This window comes from Aquirufa sp. TARAVU-A1A (assembly GCF_054558675.1).
Window position 1 is genome coordinate 219,073 of the sequence record NZ_JBPXKP010000005.1, and the last position, 19,255, is coordinate 238,327.

Sequence of the window (19,255 nt, forward strand, 5' to 3'; positions counted from 1 at the left end):
CCAACCAGGTTTGCCAAAGGTAAGTGGGGGGAAATCCAAATAATTTCCCGTTCTTGTGAGCCTAAACCCCAACAACATGGCAAAAGGCATGAATTCCAAGAAGGCGGAGAAGAAGGAACCCGCGAAGACTCCCAAGGAGAAGAAATTAGAAAAGAAAGACAAGAAACCAGGCTATCAATAGATTCCTGGTTTTTTTATGCTTGATAAAAGACCCGCATAACCTGAGCAAAAACAGGATCTACATTTGGAATGCTTCCAAACAACTCCATGCAGGATTTCAATTTGAGGGAATCTGTATGACCTAAGATTTGCTCGATGGATTTATCAGTATGCACCAACAAAGCCTTCGAAATTTCAATCAGTCGGGGACCCAACAAGGGATGTGCCAAATAAGCCTCCGCCTCTTCCCTCCCACTGATTCCATAAAACATTGAATTATACGAAGTCCCCAAACCCTTCATCTGCGGAAAAACGAACCACATCCAATGGCTCATTTTGCGACCCGCTTTAATCTCACAGAGGGCTTGATCGTAGGTATTTTCTTGTGCAAGAATAAAGCGGTTGAGGTTGTAGGAATCCATGTCAATTTTATCAATTACCTGTTCAAAATTTTGCTCGAAACGCGCTACCTTTGGCAAACCTCCAAGGATTGCCAAAGGTAACAAAATCAAACATGTTAAACCTCCACCAGCTACATACCGCCTCAGGTATTATCATCGTATTAACTTTTTGCGTGAAAGTCTGCTTACATGTCTATTTGGATCAGGCGATGGGAAAGGCTAAAACCTGGCAAAGTATCTTATTCTTCCCTTTGCCATTTATGAACCTTTATAAAGCCGAGGTGAGTATCGAATACCGTCTTACGAAGTTCGTTTGCAATGCGATGTTTTATTTGACAATAACAGCTTTGATTCTCAACTTGATTATTGGTCTCAATTTATTCCCTTAGCAGATGGGGCCTTTGGCGAGTTTTTCAATGTGGTGATTCAATGACTCAAATGGGTCAAATTCATCAATCGTCCATTTCCGTTTTTTAAAGCGAAAACTGTAGACGACCCGTTCATCAAAGGATTTCAAATTATTAATCACGATTTCCATTCGATCCCCAGCCTTTGGTTTGATGGATATATCGAAGGCGTCGGATTCATTTAAACGATTGGCCAATTTAATTTCGTTTGCCTTAAAATCAGAAACAAAATATTCAAATGGGGTCCTTGCATCCCCCATACAAAGCTCCTCCTTCATCTCCCCCACGCGGTAATACAACCAATAATGTGGGAGTTTGGAATAATGCCCTTGGGTGCAGGTGCAAAACTTGATTTGGTCGGTGATTTCACACATACTTATACAATAACAAATTCCTGTGCATCTAGTCGGTACGCTACAAGATGCCCATCTTTGGCCACACTGTAATCCAAACAAATGGATTTGGCTAATGCGTCCGTGGGTTTGCCCTTCAACCAATAATGACCAAAAAACACCGATTTTTCTGCATCATATCTATGTAAAGCATCATGTATCGATTCGTCTAATACCAAATCGCCAAACTCCTCCCCGATTCCCAAGAAGACGTCCTTATGTAATTTTCGGTCTTCAACAGGTTGGAACCATTTGATCCGCGCACTTTTACGTGTCGTTCCATCTTTATCGACAAACTCCTGCCCTACAGGCAAATCAAATTCCTTGCCTTTCAATAACTCTTCCAAGACCTCGTAGACAGGAGATTCTTTGGCAGCATATTGAGCCAAAACCTTTTCGGAAATGCGTTTTTGGCCTTGAATTTCTTCGTAAATGGAATTGGTTTCAAGCCAGTTGATATGCGCATCATCCCAACAAGCATGCACGGCACGAAAATCATCCTGTTCTAAGTAGAGCGGCAGCGTATGAAACCAGGGCAAATACACCTGTTCCCATTCCTGTGTATAATTCCGAAACTGCCGAAGAGTTTCGATATGTTGGTCAATTTCAACGACCGTATGCTTCCGATAAAACCCTCCCTTCACCTTGTCTTTGGTATGAAAGCAAATGGCATTGAATTCATGGTTTCCCATGATTGCGAGCGCGTGGCCCGCATCACACATCGACTTGACGATTTGCAGGGTTTCCCGAATTTTAGGACCCCGATCAATGTAATCACCCAAGAAAACCAATTTCCGTTTTGCGGGATGTTGGTACACACCCGCTTCTTTCACATAGCCCATGATTGCCAAAATCTCCTCGAGCTTGTCGGCATGGCCATGAATATCTCCAATCAAATCAACCATAAATAATTCTTAATAAGTAAATGTATCAAAGGGGATTCCCTCCTTCGTTAAATATTTCTTGAACAGGGTATAACCTGAATTATTCGAAAACATAGGGGCCAAAGCCTGAAGCAATTCCTCCTTATCGCCTGGCGTAATGCCATGCAAGGCATAGAGCGTTGCCAAATCTTTGGCGAGCACGGTTGCCGTATATTCATATTCGGAACTACCCCAGTGTTCATCCACCGTTGTTCCCAAATCATGCCCGTCAAATTTTAGATCTTCGCCCTCGAATCCGAGGTTCATGTAGACACGCACATCCGCACGCTTGATAGTCAATAGTTCGATGCTCGGATTCATATTGTTTGAATTTTACCGTATACATCAATTTACAAAATTCTGGGAAATTCAGAAAAGCTCCGACTCTATTTGTCGGGATTTCAGTGACAAAAACAACTAGACATTTGGAAAGAAAAATCCTAAACAGATTCAATACAATCGTGAAATCCGACTTGTTGGTTGTGACGAAAACTTTACATTAAACCTTAACTCTTTTCAGTTGGCGTAATTCTTTGTATGGCTCAGTAAACTCACCCTCAGCATCCATTATCCCTGCTCGTACAAAATCAGCTAAAATCTCAGCTTTTGATCTTTTCTCAGCCATCAATTTTTTAGCCAATTCCAAATGCAACTCAACTTGTTTTCGATTGTGGTCCATCTCGCTTGATTTATTACCCAAACTTACGCCGAATACCGACAGCTGTTTATTCGATAATTAGGTAAATTATTGCATTGTTGAATCCTCCATTTGAACTGTTCGGAATTTACGAACTATTGGATTCAGCAGATCCATTTAGACCTGCAAAATACCTATCATAAGGCTTTTGAAATGTTCCTATGAAAATGCATATTACTTTCCATGAAATAACATGTAAACAATTTTGTTTACATTTATGCCATGAACACTTACCTAACAAAATTTAGGGGCATCCATCCTGGGATAATTTTAGCACGGGAATTGAAAAAAAGAGGACTCGCTCAGCGTCCTTTCGCGCTGTCCATTGGGGAGCATCCGCAAACAATCAACGCGATCACGAAAGCCAAGCGAAATTTACCTACCACGATCGCACTGAAAATCGAGGAAAAACTCGGTTTGGAAGAAGGTACTTTGGCATTACTGCAAACCTATTTTGATATTCACACAGAGAAATCAAAGATCAAGCCGATTACTCCTAATCTTTCCTTAATCAGAAAATCAGTTTTTTGGGATACGGATATCAGTCAAATCGACTGGGATAAACAAAAATATGCGGTTATTCGACGCATCATGGAACGAGGCAATGCGCTTGAGATAAAAGAGATCAAACAATTCTATGGCGCTGCCATAATCAAAGAAGTATTAAAACAAAAATCTGTAGAAGCTTACAAGCTAAACCCCTAAAAATCGTTTTATGTAGTAGACATAATGTACTAAAACAAGACAAGTTTATGTACATTATTTATTGCACGATTAGATTTCAAAAAGTTTAAATGATAGAATCGAATATAGCATGACTATCAAGATCAAAATTGTTATTGGGATTTACATTAAACCTGCTCGCTTTTGGACAATCTTTCTGACCAATGTAAATGCAATCATCTTTTTTACTTGCTCATTCGCGTTCTTAAATGTTGTTTTTGATTTAAGTTCTGCAAGATCCCACCGCAATAACAACTTCCCGAAACACTCATCTGCGAAAGAATGTGAAATAGTCTTTACATCTGAAAAATCAAAAACGACATTTTCTCCCTCATGAATAGAGTTTTCAAAAGTGAGACGCAAAGCCTTGCCCAAAAATCTTGTTCCTAAGGAATCTCCCGAATGACTAAATTGAATGATCGTACACATTAAATATTATCAAAAATCCGATTATCGCCTATACTATTATTAAAATTCCTTTGAATAAAATTACTAGACTTTCGGAATAAAGAAACCCTTTATCATATCCAGATTCCTAATACAAACCTGAATGTGATTCTTTTTCTGAATTCCTGCACCTGGAAATGCTGGACCACCTTCCGTAAATATTCCTCGAACGGTATCAAAGGAGTTAATTTCCGAATATCCCAAACCTGTCAATTGAAAGCGAATTCGCGCTTCAAGCTTATATTGATAATATTCAATAACAGAACAATCTAATTTTCGGACCAAAAAATCTTGATAGGTATCCAATTTGCCATGCTCATTTGATGGCATTGCAATTCCCATCTCGTCAAAGTCTCGCTTCATCAGAAAATAATAATTGCTAATCGCATCTATGAAAGTACTATCCGAAAAGTCCAAACAATTTGATAAGGTATAAACAACTCCGACTACAGAGGATTTGATTATTTCACTTCGTTTAACTTTTTCATCGGCCCATCGTTTGGCTCTCAAAAAATTGTTTTCCCAAACATAAAATCCATTTCCAAGCCAATCATAAGGCTTTTTAGAGATTTCAACATCATTGGGAGATGATACGAGCGCATTGCGGACAGATTCATCACAGCCATGAAATCCAATGTGCAGATTAGGTCTAAAATGATACATTACACTTTTGTCCGCTTCAATTTCCGTAATTCCTTGTAAGGTTCGGTGAACTCACCATGGATATCCAATATACCAGCACCCACAAAATCCGCTAAAATTTCAGCTTTCGACCTTTTCTCAGCCATCAATTTTTTAGCCAATTCCAAATGTAACTCAACTTGTTTTCTATTATAGTCCATGCCCTTTGATTTAATACCCAAACTTACGCAGAATACCAACAACTGCTTATTCGAAAACAGGGTAAATTATGCGCAATTAGAACTAATCAATCTGCTTCCCATGCTTCCCAGCATAAGCAATAAACGTCGAATAACTCGAAGGATCCTCCGTCAAATAATCATCAAAAGCCACATCCGGTTCTAAGCGAACTGCCCGCTGGTAATCCTGAAGTGCCCCCGAAAAATCCCGCAGGTGGATCTTCGCCACCGTCCGACAAAAATAGGCCCAGGCCCGACCGTCCGACAGGGCTATGCTATGATCCAAATCCCGCAATGCCCCTCGAAAATCCCCTGCATTATCTTTGGCCATACCTCGAAAATAATAAGACAAGCCTATCATTTCCGCATCAGCTTTCTGATCCTCCACTTGCCGAATGATCCGAGTCCGTTCCTTAATCTCTGCCTCATACTGCGCTTGTTGGGCATATACCTCCGCCACCAACACCTTCGCATACACATTCGTGGAATCAATATCCACCGCCGCATTGAACTCCTTCAGCGCCTGCTTGTACTGCTTTTTACGCTGATATATTCGCCCCTGGTATTCATAAGCGTCAGCACGCACCGTATCCGACGTTTTATAGGAGCGAATGATTTCTAAACAAGCGGGATCATTTCCCGTCTCAAAATAAACCAACATCAAAGCCATCGTCAGCTCTTCAGGCATTTGCTTATACAGTCCTTTCGCATGTAGCAAATAGGGCAAGGCCTTAGGAAACTCCTCCTCTTTCGCATAAATCAATCCCAGATTCAGATAGGCATCTGCGTAATCTGCATCCATCCCGATGGCCCGGTTCAAATAGGATTTGGCCTTTTCCAAATTCCGCTCATCCCAATACCCTTTCCCCAATCCGGTACAAGTCTCCGCTGTAGGATGCATGATATAGGCCTTTTCATAATCGGCTAAGGCTTCCGCCGACAAATTCATGGCGGTCTCACATTGCGCCCGACCGTAATACGCCTCCCAATGCGTCTCATCCTCCTGAATCGACAACGAAAACGCCTCCCGCGCTTTCTCATAATTTTTGGCTTTCAATAAATTCTGCCCCCATTCCAGCGTCGATTCCCGACAGCCCAGACAGGCCAACAAACATATAACCCAAATGATTTTTTGCATATCCCTACGGTAATTAGCTGCAAGAAAGCGAATTACACAATAGGCCAAAAACGGTGAAGGAAATTTCAGTGACAAAATTCATACCCATTTTTTCTTTGGCAAACCTCCTGGGATTGCCAAAGTTTGAGACGCATTTCGCGTCGATTGATCCTTTGACTGTAGAGACGCGACACCTCGCGTCTAGTCCCTAGGCCAAAGCCCTGGGTAATGCATAATACAGTCTTGAGTAGCCCTCTTTGGCAAACCTCACCGGTTTGCCAAAGCTTGGCCCATGCACGCAAATCACAATAGAAATATAATTACTTCAACAACAACAAAGGCACCAAAGACAGCGCCACCCCAATAATCGCCACCGTCCAATACGTATTCATCGTCTTCTTTGCCACATTCAAAGATTCCACCTTCACCTCTTCCTGCATCAAGGCCTTGCGATACTCAGCACAATCCTTCTCCTTCTGATTAAAATAAGCAAATTCACGATCCGACATCTGTGCAATGGGACGTGATTTCAAGACCGTATACAGGCTATCGTTACAAGGTGACACCACCACCGACTGCCCATTGACAGACACACTTGCTACCACTAAACTAAGAACTAGGACTATTTTTTTCATGTGTTTATATTTTGTTTCCGGCAAGTAGCAGCGATCTTTTGACAGACAAGGTCAATATTCTGGGAGCGACCCGAAATGACAAGAATTTATCGATGCGTGTAGAGACGCGATACCTCGCGTCTATTCCCTAGGCTAAAGCTTAGGGATATTTATAACCCCAGGTTTTAACCTGGGGGGGGTCAAAAAAACGTACCCATAAATCTTGAATCTAAAATCTAATATTCTTTCAGCCCCCCTCCAGACTAGTGACTAGCGACTCCCGACTAATCCCTTCGGACTATTCCCTCCGGACTAACGTCCAACGTCTAACGTCCAATGTCTAAATTTTACTGACAAATCAAGTCATTTCCCCAAATCCCTAAAAAACAATTCATTATGTTTAAATTCTTAAATCGAATTTATGTTCAACCAACATCGTATTTTACGCGTATTCAAGTTGATCAGTTTGTTGAAGGCTTTTCCCAACAAGTCCATCAAACGCCTCGCACAATCCCTCGAAATCTCCGAACGGTCTTGCTACCGCTATTTGGATTTATTGGCCGAACTGGGTTTTGTGGTGGAAAAGGATGCGCACAACAAATTCTTCATCCCGGCAGAGGATTTCTCGGAACCCTTGACCAAAGAGGAAGCGACTTTGATCCACGAGACGATTACCGTAGCTGCCAAAAACCATCCCTTGGCCGCATCCATTTTGAGTAAGTTGCCTTATTTGGATGAACAACATGCGATGGGCCAACACATCCTCGCTGGTCATTTAGCCAAACTCGTCACGCAAATCAAGGAGGCGATATCCACCGAAAAACAAATCATCCTGCATAAATACCAGTCGGCCAGCAGCGAAAGCATCAGCGACCGACGCGTGGAGCCGATTGGATTTACGGCCAACTATCAATACCTCTGTGCTTATGAACCAGCGTCAGCGCAGAACAAATATTTCAAACTGGAACGCATGTTTGCCATTGAAATATTAGTAGAAAATCATAAATTTAAAGAAGCACATCTCCTATTGAAACCGGATGTCTTTGGTTTCAACGAGACAGGCTCCAAATTCCCAATCAAGCTAAAATTAAGCATGCGGGCCATGCTCTTCTTAAAAGATGATTATCCGGCAACGGCACCTTTTTTGAAGGAACAAGCGGACGGATCTTGGTTGCTGGAAGGGGAGGTAAATAGTATGGAGCCGGTGGAACGGATTTTGAGGGGAATGCCGGGAGAGGTGGAAATGGTTGTATAAATAATTTGACTATTATTTTAAGGGAGGAGCCAAGAAAACCCTTATTAATTAATTCTAAATTATGAGGGATAAACGAAAAGATTATTCTTGAATAAGTGAATTGTGGCATTTTAAAAATAGACCGACATTATGAAAATAAAAGACATACATTTAAAAAATTTTAGGTCTTTTGAAGATTGCAACATTGAATTTGAAGATTTCTATACTGCAATTTGTGGTAAGAATAATTCTGGAAAATCTAATATTATTAGAGCCATCCTAAATGTTTTTGAAAGACAAATGGGACCCAGAAATAGAATAAATTATCATCAAGACTTCCCAATATGGAAGGCGAAGTCTACTAAAGAAAATATTGAAATCACAGTTCAAGTTCAACTTGACAAAACTGGAGATATTGGGCTAATAAAATTCTTAAATGTGTTTTTGCAAGAAAGCAAAGAAGAATTTCAAGAGTTAGAAATAGAGGACACTTTACTTATCATAAAGTTAATAGTGACTCCTAATCCTAAGGAAAATCAGATTAATATTTCAGTTGATGACAAGACCGTAACCGATATTTATAAAGTAGGTGAAATCTTAAGGCGTATAAACTTTGCACAGGTTATTGTATTTCATAATTCCACGCAACCGATGAATCCGTTTAGACGGTCACAACAACACGGACAATTGGATAGTTTAAATGTTAAAACAAAAGAGTTGATTGAAGGAAAAGTTAATCAAATTAACAAAGAGTTATCCAAAGCAATTAAAAAACACAAGTCAGAGTTACAGGAGTTAATCGGGCGATTAACTGAAAAGTATGAAGTAAGTTTGTCGATCAGTGGATTTGATATGGACTATGAGAATATACCTTATGAAATATCATTAGGTGAAAGTAATTTTGAATTACCTCTCGAAGAATGGGGAAGTGGAACAAAAAATAGAACTTTGATTTTAAGTAGCATTTTCAATGCAAAAAACTTAATCAATCATGATGATGAATCTAATAAAATTACCCCTATAGTAATTATTGAAGAACCTGAATCTTTTTTGCACCCTTCGGCTCAATCTGAATTTGGAAGAATTCTGCAAGACTTAAGTAAAGAGCTAGAAATTCAAGTTATTGCTACAACCCATAGCCCGTATTTACTGAGTCATTACAATCCCAAATCGAATATTTTGGTAAAGCGAAATATTATTAGAAATAAAACCAGAGAGTCTGTAATTGAAAATATAGAAGGTGAAAACTGGAGAGATCCATTTGAGTTAGCTTTAGGTATGGTAGGGCCAGAATTTGAAAGTTTAAAAGAAGCGTTTTTTAGCAAGTCCAACAACATAATACTTTTGGAAGGAAAAATTGATGTTGAATATTTCAACCTATTAAGGGACAAAAAACACGGGACAAAAAGACTTCAGTTTGAAGGTGAATTATATCCATATGATGGCTTTGGATTTTTAAATAATCCTGTTTTATTGAAGTTTCTTAAAGAACGTTTCAATAAACTAATTGTGACAATTGACCTTGACGCAATTGGTCATGTAAGATCAAATTTTGACAAAGCGGGATATCGTAACGAAGTCGATTATTTTAAAATTGGAATAGACAAACCAGGCTACCGCTGTGTAGAAGGACTTCTCCCTGACTTTATCAAGACAAAAGTAAATGCTGAAAATGCGGAGTTAGTTTTTGCAATTCAATCTGAAGATAAAGACGAAAGAGAATCAGCTAAAAAAAGACTGAAATCGCTGTATTTAACCGAGTTTAAAAAAGACATTAAATTTGACGAAACATATTTTAGTGAATTTTATAAACTAGCGGCTAAAATTAACAAGCAAATTAACAGCACCACAAAACAAGAGTCTAATAAAATTGGCGGATAAGTGCCCTTTGGCATTTTTTTTGCTCTATAACTATATTTCTCTGCATCAACATTTAAAAGAAAATAATCTTATTACTAAGGCTGAAAACCTATGGTTTCAACTTGACACAATTCTAAAAATAATAACGAGAGCAATAAGGAATAATCTGAAGTAATTAATTAGGTATTTGCATTATCAATTAATCTACATGGAAAAACATCAAAAATATACAACGGCTACTGACTTTTTTATTCAATAATTAAATGAGGTAGTTAATTAAATTATTTTTATCAAATTCTACGACATTAAAGATTAAGATTATAGGAGAATTGAAGTGCCTTTTAAGATTAAAAACGAAATAGAAATCGGGTATGTTTATGAAAAAAAATACCTAACGAATAAAATCAAATAGAATTATATAAAATAACACTAGAAAAGAATGAACCAATCAGTCCACAATAAATCAATCTCATTCATTTGGTCAATAGCAGACGAATGTCTTCGTGACGTATATGTCCGAGGAAAATACCGTGATGTAATTTTACCGATGGTGGTACTACGTAGATTGGATGCATTACTTGAAACAACAAAAGCTGCAGTGTTGGAAGAGTTGGCGTTTCAACGAGACGTGGCAAAGTTTACGGAATGGGATGAAAATGGATTAAGACAAGCAAGCTGTTATGTTTTTTACAATACGAGTGAGTGGACTTTGCAACGTTTACACGATACTGCAACTAATAACCAGCAAATTCTTCAAGCCAATTTTGAGGATTATTTGAACGGTTTTAGTGGTAATGTGAAAGAAATAATAGAGAAGTTTAAACTCAAGAGTCAGGTTCGTCACATGGCCTCAAAAGATGTCTTGCTAAACGTTTTGGAGAAATTTACTTCACCATATATAAATCTTACACCTTTCGAAAAGAATGATCCAGATGGGCGTAAACTGCCTCCTTTGACCAATCTTGGAATGGGTTATGTTTTTGAGGAACTGATTCGTAAGTTCAATGAAGACAATAATGAGGAAGCTGGGGAGCACTTTACTCCTCGTGAAGTAATTGATTTAATGACCCATATTATTTTTGAGCCAATCAAAGATAAACTCCCTCCTGTAATGACCATTTATGATCCTGCATGTGGTAGCGGTGGAATGCTGACAGAATCCCAAAATTTTGTAAAGGATGAAGAAGGAGAAATTAAGGCAAAAGGGGATGTCTATTTATACGGCAAGGAGATCAATGATGAGACCTATGCTATTTGTAAATCGGATATGATGATCAAAGGGAATAACCCTGAAAACATTCGTGTAGGTTCAACGCTGAGTACTGATGAATTTGCAGGAACTACCTTTGATTTTATGCTTTCTAATCCCCCTTACGGTAAATCGTGGGATACAGAGAAAAAATACATTAAGGACGGTAAAGATATAATAGACCCCCGTTTTCAAATTAGGCTTAGCAATTATTGGGGTATAGAGGAAGATGCTGATGCGACACCTCGTTCATCAGATGGACAATTACTATTTTTAATGGAGATGGTAAATAAAATGAAGCCATTATCTCAAAGTCCATTAGGTTCGAGAATTGCTTCTGTGCATAATGGAAGTAGTTTATTTACCGGAGATGCTGGTGGAGGAGAAAGCAACATTCGGAGATATATTATCGAAAATGATTGGTTAGAAGCCATTGTGCAACTGCCCAATAACTTGTTCTACAATACTGGTATAACAACTTACATCTGGATTTTAAGTAACAATAAAGCTAAGAATAGGCAAGGTAAGGTGCAATTGATTGATGCAGGTTTATTGTTCCGCAAATTGCGTAAGAATCTAGGCAATAAAAATTGCGAGTTTGCACCTGAACATATTCGGGAAATTGTTTCCGTTTATTCAAATATGCAAGCTGTAGATCGTGTTATTAATGATGAAACAAAAGAGGAAGAAGGTATTGCATCTCAATTATTTGACAATACAGATTTTGGTTATTATAAAGTTACCATTGAGCGACCTAAACGTTTAAAAGCACAATTTACTGAAGAGCGAATTGCCGAATTACGATTTGACAAATCATTACGTGAAGCGATGGTTTGGGCTTATGAAACCTTTGGAGAAATGGTTTATACAGATATTGCCAAAATCGAAAAAGAAATTATTGAATGGTGTGAAAGAAATGAACTGAATTTAAATGCCAAACAAAGCAAAGCATTAGTGAGTGAAGCTTTATGGGATAAGCAATTGGGATTATTAAATATCGCTACTGATTTAATGCAAAAAATAGGTAATGAAGAATGCAGCGACTTTAATTTACTTAAAGAGACGGTAGATGAGGTATTGAAAGTTAAAAAAATAAAACTATCAGCGTCGGAGAAAAGCACTATTTTAAATGCAGTGAGTTGGTATGATCTTGAAGCAGAAAAAGTGGTTAAAGGAGTCAAAAAATTAACCGGCGATAAACTAGATCAATTGCTGGAACATTTGGATTGTAGTGAAAATGAACTAGCAAGCTATGGTTATTTTGCTACCGATGTAAAAGGCGAATACCTTGAATATGAAACCGAGAGTGATTTGCGTGACACAGAAAATGTACCTCTCAAAGAAAACATTTATAGTTACTTTTTGCGTGAAGTAAAGCCTCATGTAGATGAAGCTTGGATAAATCTAGACGCTACAAAAATTGGGTATGAAATTAGTTTCAATAAATACTTCTACCGACACAAACCAATTCGTGACATAGATGAAATAAGCTCTGACATCTTGAAGTTGGAAGATTTGAGTGATGGTTTAATTCGTGAAATTTTAAATCTAGCTTAATGGAAACTACGATAAAAAATATGCCGTCAATTAGATACTCGGCATATAAGAATTCTGGTATTGAATGGGTTGAGGATGTACCAGCTCATTGGGAAGTGAAGAAATTTAAAAGGGTCTTCTATGAAATAAAGAAACGTAGCAATCCTAATTTGAATTGCGGTTCAATTAGTTTTGGAAAAGTAGTTTATAAGGATGATGAAAAAATACCAGAATCAACAAAAAAATCTTATCAAGTTGTAAATAAAGGTGATTTTTTAGTAAACCCATTGAATCTAAATTATGACCTAATTAGTTTACGAATTGCATTATCAAATATTGATGTAGTTGTTAGTTCAGGTTATATTGTTTTAAGTAATTCCGTCCAACTTGATAAAACTTTTTATAAGTACTTCTTACATCGATTTGATGTTGCCTTTATGAAGGTATTAGGTTCGGGAGTAAGGCAAACACTCAACTGGAATGACATTGCCAATTGCGACTTAATTTTCCCTCCCCTTCGCGAACAAACCGCAATTGCTGCATTTCTTGATCGTAAAACAGCGTTAATCGACCAAGCGATTGACATCAAACAAAAGCAAATTGAGCTGCTTCAAGAACGTAGACAAATACTCATTCACAAAGCAGTTACCCATGGGTTAAATCCTGATGTTAAAATGAAGGATAGTGGTGTGGAATGGATTGGGGAGATTCCTGAACATTGGGAAGTTAAAAATCTTAGGTATGCTTTTGAATTTTTAAATAATAAAAGAATTCCTTTAAGTGCGATAGAAAGAGAAAATATGGTAGGCAATTTCCCTTATTACGGAGCAAGTGGAATTATTGATTACATAGATCAATATATATTTGATGAGAAATTAATTCTTATCGGTGAAGATGGTGCTAATTTACTTAGCAAATCTACACCATTGGCATTTGTCGCTAATGGTAAATTTTGGGTTAATAATCATGCTCATATATTGAGGCCATTATTCGAAGGATTTAATTATTGGGCAGAACAACTAAGCCTAATTGATTACACAGTTTTTATTTCAGGAGCTGCACAACCCAAATTGTCAAGAGGAAATCTAAGTGCGGTCAAAGTAATTGTCCCTACTCTAAAAGATTTAGACGAAATTTCTTCCTATTTAGAAACTGTATCTGATAAAATTTCTACCACTATTTCCCTGAAAGAACAAGAAATAGAAAAGCTAAAAGAATACAAAGCCACATTGATAAATAGTGCAGTAACAGGTAAAATTAAAGTATATAACGATGCCGAGTAAAACGAATGAACAGGCGCTAGAAGCCACTATCGAAAAGAGACTTACTGGAAGTTGTCTGGAAGAATTAAAGGAACAGAATGTTCCTTTAAACACGGTCAATGAACGAACTGAGATTTATCGTTCCGGCAATGGCTATTATATTGGATTGCCAGAAGATTTCAATGCCAAATACGCAATTGATGAATTTCGATTCTGGGACTTCATGCAAACCACTCAAAGAGAAGAATTAGCTAAGCTCCAAAAGCAAACTGATTGGAAGCTAAAAATTTTAGAACGCCTAGATCGTATGATTAAAAAATACGGTATTCTTCGTTTATTTCGCAAAGGCTTAGACATAGACGATGCGCACTTTACTTTACTCTATCCGTTGCCACTTGCAAGTAGCAGTGAAACTGTTAAGTCGAATTTCGAAAGCAATCAATTTAGTTCAACTCGTCAACTTCGATATTCGACATCCCCTACTGGTGAGGAGATTGATATGGTTCTTTTTGTAAATGGTTTGCCATTTGCTACAATGGAGCTTAAGAATCATTGGACTGGTCAAAATGCAAAGGTTCATGGTCAGTATCAATACAAGAATAAAAGAGACATAACGCAACCCCTTTTAAATTTTGGTCGATGCATTGTTCACTTTGCTGTTGATACAGATGAGGTATACATGACCACTAAACTAAATGGTGCAAGTACGTTTTTCTTGCCTTTTAATTTAGGTCAACGTGAACCTTTATTTGGAAAGGGAAATCCTCCTAACCCATTTGGCCATAAAACATCGTATTTATGGGATGAGATTTTGACTAGAAAAAGCGTTGCTAACATCATTCAGCATTTTGTCCGCTTTGATGGAAAAGATACAGATCCTTTAAATAAAAAAACACTTTATTTTCCCAGATATCATCAATTAGATGTGGTGAGAAAGTTAATTGCTGATGCCAGCAGCAAAGGTGTTGGACAAACCTATTTGATTCAACATAGCGCCGGTTCTGGTAAATCGAATTCAATCACCTGGGCAGCATATCAACTTATCGAGACCTATCCTGAAAGTGATTCAATCCCTGGAAGTAAAGGGATAACAAATCCGTTATTTGATTCGGTAATAGTAGTAACCGATAGGCGTTTATTAGACAAACAGCTTCGTGAAAATATTAAAGAATTCTCTGAGGTTAAAAATATTGTTGCTCCAGCATACTCATCCAAAGATCTAAAAGAAAGTTTGGAGAGTGGTAAGAAAATAATCATCACTACCATTCAAAAGTTTCCATTTATAGTTGATGGTATTGCAGATTTAAGCGAAAAGCGTTTTGCGGTCATTATAGATGAGGCTCATTCGAGTCAAAGCGGTAGTGCCGCAGGAAAGATGAATCAAGCTATGGGCAATTCATTAGCTGAAACCGATGAAGACGAGGATCAAGACCCACAAGATAAAATTCTTGAGGCTATGCGTTCACGCAAAATGCGTGGCAATGCGTCTTACCTAGCTTTCACTGCAACACCGAAGAATAATACACTTGAGCGTTTTGGAGTTAAGCAGGCAGATGGGAAATACAAACCTTTCCATTTGTATTCTATGAAACAAGCCATAGAAGAAGGATTTATTTTAGATGTATTAGCAAATTACACTACATATAAAAGCTATTACGAAATTGAAAAATCGATTCAAGAAAATCCTTTATTTGATACAGTAAAGGCACAAAAGAAATTACGTACCTACGTTGAGCAGAATAAACAAACCATTGCTACTAAAGCGGATATAATGCTTGAGCACTTTTTGACAAAATTAGTAAATACTAAAAAGTTAAAAGGTAAAGCCAAAGCTATTGTCGCTGCTCAAAGTATTGAATCTGCCATCAATTATTATTTCGCATTTAAAGAAATGCTTGAAGAACGGGGTAATCCCTTTAAGATCGCTATTGCTTTTTCAGGAATGAAGAAAATTAAGGGAATAGAATATACGGAGGATAACATTAATGACTTTCCCGCAAATCTAGACACAACCAAATCAACTGATCCGGGCTACATATCAGACAAAATTGCAAGGTATGTCGATTTGGATGAATACCGAATTTTAGTAGTGGCGAATAAATACCTTACGGGATATGATCAACCGAAATTATCAGCGATGTATGTTGATAAGAAATTACAAGGGGTAATTGCCGTTCAAGCCTTATCAAGATTAAATCGTTCATCGGATAAATTGGGTAAGAAAACAGAAGATTTATTTATTCTCGATTTTTATAATTCTACTGAGGATATAAAAAAATCCTTTGATCCTTTCTATACTGCAACATCATTAAGTAGTGCCACCGATATTAATGTGCTCCACGAATTAAAATCAAATTTAGACGAGCCAGGGGTTTACGAATGGGCTGAAGTAGAGGATTTTGTAAATAAATACTTTGACGGTGTAGATGCTCAAGAATTAAGCGCAATAATTGATGTAGCTGCTGAGCGTTTTAATCTCACTTTGGAACTAGATGATAAGTCAAAAGCAGATTATAAAATTAAAGCGAAGCATTTTGTGAAAGTATATGGACAAATGGCTTCCATTATGCCATATGAAGTTCAAAGGTGGGAAAAACTCTTTTGGTTTTTAAAATTCTTGATCCCTAAACTTGTAATTGTAAACAATGAGGATGATGCATTGGATGGCTTATTGAATTCTGTTGATCTTTCAACCTATGGTCTAGAACGAGTAAAGCTAAACTCAAGTATAGGTCTTGATTCATCAGAGACCGAAGTTGAACCTCAGAACCCCAATCCCAGAGCTGCACATGGAGGAGAATCAGAATTAGACGATTTGGACTTAATTGTAAAGAGTTTTAATGAACGTTGGTTTCAAGGGTGGGAGGCCACACCTGACGAGCAAAGAGCAAAATTTATAAACCTTGCCCAAAAAATAAGAGAGCACAGCGACTTTAAAGAAAAATATGCTGATAATAAAGATGCTCAGAATAGAGAGATTGCTTTTAATAAGATTTTTGATGACGTAATGGGTAAGCAACGTAAAAACGAATTAGATCTGTATCGATTAATTTCACAAGATGATGGCTTTAAAAGTGCTATGCAGGATACGATAAAAAGAATGTTGGGGATTTAATTTCATCTTATGTTGAAGCGCAATTTTAGCAATTAGTATATCAATAAAGCTATTTAAAATTGAAATTGTGAAGTTATCAACAGTTTCAATAAATCAATTTTAGATAAAAAAAGAGATTCAGGGGTATTATGTAGAGTTGTAATTGTCCCAAATTAACAGTCAGTTTAGAATTGATGAAAACCTTTAATTTTAAGTTAACTGTTAATTAGGGACCCATAAACATTTACATACACTTAATTGAAATTTTATAGAAATGTGAATATGAATGTAAATAAAACGAAAGATGTTTTTGGAATCCAAAGGGATTTGCCATTAAATTATATTGAAAGATTTGCTGATACAATTTTGGTTGATTCATTAGATCGGTCGCACCATGTCGTAATATATGGAAGCTCTAAGCAAGGAAAAACATCACTTAGAAAAAAGAATATAAATGAAGATGATTATATTCTCGTTCATTGTAATAACAAGATGAACCTCAGTGAAATTCATAATAATATATTAAAACAAGCGGGTTATGAATTATCATTATCTGAATCTTTGACAATTTCAGGAAAGGCAAAAGTTAGAGCAACTTTAGGGTGGGATTTTTTTGTAAAATCTAATGTCGAAGTTGAAGGAGAGTTAGGTAAGCAAAAAGAAAAAATAGTAAAAAGTTTGGATATTGATATTGATGATGTTAATGATATAATTAAAGCTTTGGAAGACAATCAATTTTCAAAAATAATTGTTTTAGAAGATTTTCACTATTTGAAGCCTCAGACCCAAGAAGACTTTTCAATAGCTTTAAAGGCTTTTCATGAAAATTCTAAAATCACTTTTTTAATAGTAGGCGTATGGTTGGAAGAAAATAGATTAATTGCATTGAATGGTGACTTAGCTGGTCGTGTTAAATCAGTAAATGCGGATAAATGGGAAGATGGAGAATTAAAAAAATTAATTGATGATGGAGAATATTTATTGAATATTTCATTTAGTGATGAATTTAAAGAAAAGTTGATAAAAGAAAGCTTGCAAAATGTTTATGTAATTCAAGAGGTTTGCTATCTGATTTGTAAAGAAAATGGTATTGTACATACATATGAAGGTGAGCAATTGGCATTAGATTGTTCAAAATTAAATAAATATTTGGATCAAGTAGTAAGTCAACATTCTGGTAGATATTCAAAATTTATTTCAGATTTTTCAGACGGTTTTCAACCAACAGAACTGGAAATGTATAAATGGATTTTATACACTATAATAGTTTCTGAAGTGAATGAATTAGAGAATGGCTTAAGAAGAAATACAATTAATGATTTAATTACTCAAAAACATCCACGAGGTAGTGATTTAAATCCTGGTAATCTTACACAAGCATTAACTTCAATCGCATCACTTCAGGTAAGGAATGGAATAACACCTATCATAATAGATTATGATTCAACAACAAAAAAAATAAATATTGTTGACAAGGGTTTTATAATTTGGTTGAATAATCAAAATCGAGATGACATATTAAAAGAGTCAGGATTACCAAATCTTATAGCAGGCTAGATAAATTAATTATTAAATATTTTTCGGTTCAATTTCCATTAAGATTAATATTCTTTTCTGATTTCTATTCTTGCACATAGTTAAACAAAAGTAAGCTGATAGAAAGGTTATTTATAGATATTAATAACCTTAAATAAACCCTCTTTCTGATTGAAAAGGCTATTCCACTAACCAACTTGCTATTCGTGACCTAAAAAACTAATAGCATGAATTGATTTAATGGTTCCACAGGCCAACTCTTTTTATTAAAGAGCAGTTCTAAATAGAATTCAAACCATATCTGTCTAATTGATTTGATGTTTTCGTAATATTTAAGCCTATAAGCATTTGATGCGATCACGATTTCGAGCTAAACAATATATAGGATATTAAAAAAAGAAACTTACTAATGAAATATAAGCTGTAAGGAATTATGGTATGACTAGTATTTTTAAAGATTTCAACATTCTTAAATGTCTTAATAATTACCATTAGCTTTAGAAAGTTTTGACTATAGATTTTAGCACCATTTATAAACAGTAAAATATTGTTATTTAAATTAAATGAATTTTGATAAAATTAAATAATTCTGAAATACAGTAGCCCATTTATCATAATGAGTCGTCCTAAAATAGGTTGACAGTTTTAGATTGATTTTAAGGGGTCGGAGAATATATTTTCTTCGACTCTTTTTCATGAATAAAGTTAGGGGTTTTCATGTTTAAATTTAGGTGGGGTCTCTCA

General features: G+C 36.5%; 18 protein-coding genes. 8 read left to right on the forward strand and 10 right to left on the reverse strand.

Going from position 1 to position 19,255, the window contains the following annotated elements:
- Positions 1–194: 194 nt before the first annotated feature.
- On the reverse strand, positions 195–656 hold the full coding sequence (locus tag V7S75_RS08930) for a DUF1810 domain-containing protein (RefSeq protein ID WP_459513211.1): 462 nt from the start codon (positions 654–656) through the stop codon (positions 195–197).
- Positions 657–673: 17 nt separating this feature from the next.
- On the opposite strand from V7S75_RS08930, the gene V7S75_RS08935 reads away from it, so the two are divergent.
- Positions 674–949 carry a hypothetical protein gene (locus tag V7S75_RS08935; RefSeq protein WP_459513212.1) on the forward strand — a complete coding sequence of 92 codons (276 nt, stop codon included), beginning with the start codon at positions 674–676 and terminating at the stop codon, positions 947–949.
- Here V7S75_RS08935 and V7S75_RS08940 read toward each other — a convergent pair.
- From V7S75_RS08940 to V7S75_RS08955, 4 genes are all read right to left on the reverse strand, one after another.
- The gene (locus tag V7S75_RS08940) at positions 946–1,341 is read right to left on the reverse strand and encodes a hypothetical protein (protein WP_459513213.1); all 396 of its coding nucleotides are present in this window, start codon (positions 1,339–1,341) and stop codon (positions 946–948) included. The two genes, V7S75_RS08935 and V7S75_RS08940, sit on opposite strands and share 4 nt — an antisense overlap.
- 2 nt (positions 1,342–1,343) lie before the next feature.
- Positions 1,344–2,264: a metallophosphoesterase gene (locus tag V7S75_RS08945; RefSeq protein ID WP_459513215.1), complete on the reverse strand. Its 921-nt coding sequence runs from the start codon at positions 2,262–2,264 to the stop codon at positions 1,344–1,346.
- A gap of 9 nt (positions 2,265–2,273) precedes the next feature.
- Entirely contained in the window at positions 2,274–2,603 is a 330-nt protein-coding gene (locus V7S75_RS08950; RefSeq protein WP_459513217.1) for a hypothetical protein, read from the reverse strand.
- A gap of 178 nt (positions 2,604–2,781) precedes the next feature.
- On the reverse strand, positions 2,782–2,961 hold the full coding sequence (locus V7S75_RS08955) for a hypothetical protein (RefSeq protein ID WP_459513219.1): 180 nt from the start codon (positions 2,959–2,961) through the stop codon (positions 2,782–2,784).
- A gap of 300 nt (positions 2,962–3,261) precedes the next feature.
- On the opposite strand from V7S75_RS08955, the gene V7S75_RS08960 reads away from it, so the two are divergent.
- A complete protein-coding gene (locus V7S75_RS08960) occupies positions 3,262–3,684 on the forward strand; it encodes a helix-turn-helix transcriptional regulator (protein ID WP_459513221.1) in 423 nt (140 codons plus the stop codon).
- A 141-nt stretch (positions 3,685–3,825) separates the two neighbouring features.
- Here the strand turns inward: V7S75_RS08960 and V7S75_RS08965 are convergent, their stop codons facing one another.
- From V7S75_RS08965 to V7S75_RS08985, 5 genes are all read right to left on the reverse strand, one after another.
- A complete protein-coding gene (locus V7S75_RS08965) occupies positions 3,826–4,131 on the reverse strand; it encodes an STAS-like domain-containing protein (RefSeq protein ID WP_459513222.1) in 306 nt (101 codons plus the stop codon).
- Between the two features lie 63 nt (positions 4,132–4,194).
- Entirely contained in the window at positions 4,195–4,812 is a 618-nt protein-coding gene (locus V7S75_RS08970; protein ID WP_459513224.1) for a hypothetical protein, read from the reverse strand.
- Positions 4,812–4,991: a hypothetical protein gene (locus V7S75_RS08975; protein ID WP_459513225.1), complete on the reverse strand. Its 180-nt coding sequence runs from the start codon at positions 4,989–4,991 to the stop codon at positions 4,812–4,814. Before V7S75_RS08975 ends, V7S75_RS08970 begins: the two co-directional genes overlap by 1 nt.
- An 82-nt stretch (positions 4,992–5,073) precedes the next feature.
- Positions 5,074–6,147, reverse strand: coding sequence for a tetratricopeptide repeat protein (locus V7S75_RS08980; RefSeq protein WP_459513227.1), 1,074 nt, complete (start codon positions 6,145–6,147; stop codon positions 5,074–5,076).
- 299 nt (positions 6,148–6,446) lie between these two features.
- Positions 6,447–6,761: a hypothetical protein gene (locus tag V7S75_RS08985; protein ID WP_459513229.1), complete on the reverse strand. Its 315-nt coding sequence runs from the start codon at positions 6,759–6,761 to the stop codon at positions 6,447–6,449.
- Positions 6,762–7,161: 400 nt separating this feature from the next.
- Here V7S75_RS08985 and V7S75_RS08990 point away from each other — a divergent pair, with 400 nt between their 5' ends.
- The 6 genes from V7S75_RS08990 to V7S75_RS09015 all read left to right on the forward strand — a co-directional run bounded on the left by V7S75_RS08990 (position 7,162) and on the right by V7S75_RS09015 (position 18,532).
- The gene (locus tag V7S75_RS08990) at positions 7,162–7,995 is read left to right on the forward strand and encodes a helix-turn-helix transcriptional regulator (protein ID WP_459513230.1); all 834 of its coding nucleotides are present in this window, start codon (positions 7,162–7,164) and stop codon (positions 7,993–7,995) included.
- A 129-nt stretch (positions 7,996–8,124) separates the two neighbouring features.
- On the forward strand, positions 8,125–9,855 hold the full coding sequence (locus tag V7S75_RS08995; protein WP_459513232.1) for an ATP-dependent nuclease: 1,731 nt from the start codon (positions 8,125–8,127) through the stop codon (positions 9,853–9,855).
- A gap of 418 nt (positions 9,856–10,273) precedes the next feature.
- Complete coding sequence (locus tag V7S75_RS09000) at positions 10,274–12,640, forward strand: type I restriction-modification system subunit M (RefSeq protein ID WP_459513234.1); 2,367 nt, start codon at positions 10,274–10,276, stop codon at positions 12,638–12,640.
- Entirely contained in the window at positions 12,640–13,902 is a 1,263-nt protein-coding gene (locus V7S75_RS09005) for a restriction endonuclease subunit S (RefSeq protein WP_459513236.1), read from the forward strand. The genes V7S75_RS09000 and V7S75_RS09005 overlap by 1 nt, the downstream gene beginning before the upstream one ends.
- Positions 13,892–16,996 (forward strand): type I restriction endonuclease subunit R, encoded by a 3,105-nt coding sequence (locus V7S75_RS09010; protein ID WP_459513238.1) that lies wholly within the window; start codon positions 13,892–13,894, stop codon positions 16,994–16,996. The genes V7S75_RS09005 and V7S75_RS09010 overlap by 11 nt, the downstream gene beginning before the upstream one ends.
- A 261-nt stretch (positions 16,997–17,257) precedes the next feature.
- Positions 17,258–18,532, forward strand: coding sequence for a hypothetical protein (locus V7S75_RS09015; RefSeq protein ID WP_459513240.1), 1,275 nt, complete (start codon positions 17,258–17,260; stop codon positions 18,530–18,532).
- The last annotated feature ends 723 nt before the right edge of the window (positions 18,533–19,255 follow it).

Bases quoted from the DNA above. Each gene is read 5' to 3' on its own strand.
- V7S75_RS08945 (WP_459513215.1), bottom strand. From the start codon at position 2,264: ATGGTTGATTTGATTGGAGATATTCATGGCCATGCCGACAAGCTCGAG.
- V7S75_RS08985 (WP_459513229.1), bottom strand. From the start codon at position 6,761: ATGAAAAAAATAGTCCTAGTTCTTAGTTTAGTGGTAGCAAGTGTGTCT.
- V7S75_RS08935 (WP_459513212.1), top strand. From the start codon at position 674: ATGTTAAACCTCCACCAGCTACATACCGCCTCAGGTATTATCATCGTA.
- V7S75_RS08955 (WP_459513219.1), bottom strand. From the start codon at position 2,961: ATGGACCACAATCGAAAACAAGTTGAGTTGCATTTGGAATTGGCTAAA.
- V7S75_RS08970 (WP_459513224.1), bottom strand. From the start codon at position 4,812: ATGTATCATTTTAGACCTAATCTGCACATTGGATTTCATGGCTGTGAT.
- V7S75_RS09005 (WP_459513236.1), top strand. From the start codon at position 12,640: ATGGAAACTACGATAAAAAATATGCCGTCAATTAGATACTCGGCATAT.
- V7S75_RS08975 (WP_459513225.1), bottom strand. From the start codon at position 4,991: ATGGACTATAATAGAAAACAAGTTGAGTTACATTTGGAATTGGCTAAA.
- V7S75_RS08965 (WP_459513222.1), bottom strand. From the start codon at position 4,131: ATGTGTACGATCATTCAATTTAGTCATTCGGGAGATTCCTTAGGAACA.
- V7S75_RS09010 (WP_459513238.1), top strand. From the start codon at position 13,892: ATGCCGAGTAAAACGAATGAACAGGCGCTAGAAGCCACTATCGAAAAG.
- V7S75_RS08950 (WP_459513217.1), bottom strand. From the start codon at position 2,603: ATGAATCCGAGCATCGAACTATTGACTATCAAGCGTGCGGATGTGCGT.
- V7S75_RS08940 (WP_459513213.1), bottom strand. From the start codon at position 1,341: ATGTGTGAAATCACCGACCAAATCAAGTTTTGCACCTGCACCCAAGGG.
- V7S75_RS08995 (WP_459513232.1), top strand. From the start codon at position 8,125: ATGAAAATAAAAGACATACATTTAAAAAATTTTAGGTCTTTTGAAGAT.
- V7S75_RS09000 (WP_459513234.1), top strand. From the start codon at position 10,274: ATGAACCAATCAGTCCACAATAAATCAATCTCATTCATTTGGTCAATA.
- V7S75_RS08980 (WP_459513227.1), bottom strand. From the start codon at position 6,147: ATGCAAAAAATCATTTGGGTTATATGTTTGTTGGCCTGTCTGGGCTGT.
- V7S75_RS09015 (WP_459513240.1), top strand. From the start codon at position 17,258: ATGAATGTAAATAAAACGAAAGATGTTTTTGGAATCCAAAGGGATTTG.
- V7S75_RS08990 (WP_459513230.1), top strand. From the start codon at position 7,162: ATGTTCAACCAACATCGTATTTTACGCGTATTCAAGTTGATCAGTTTG.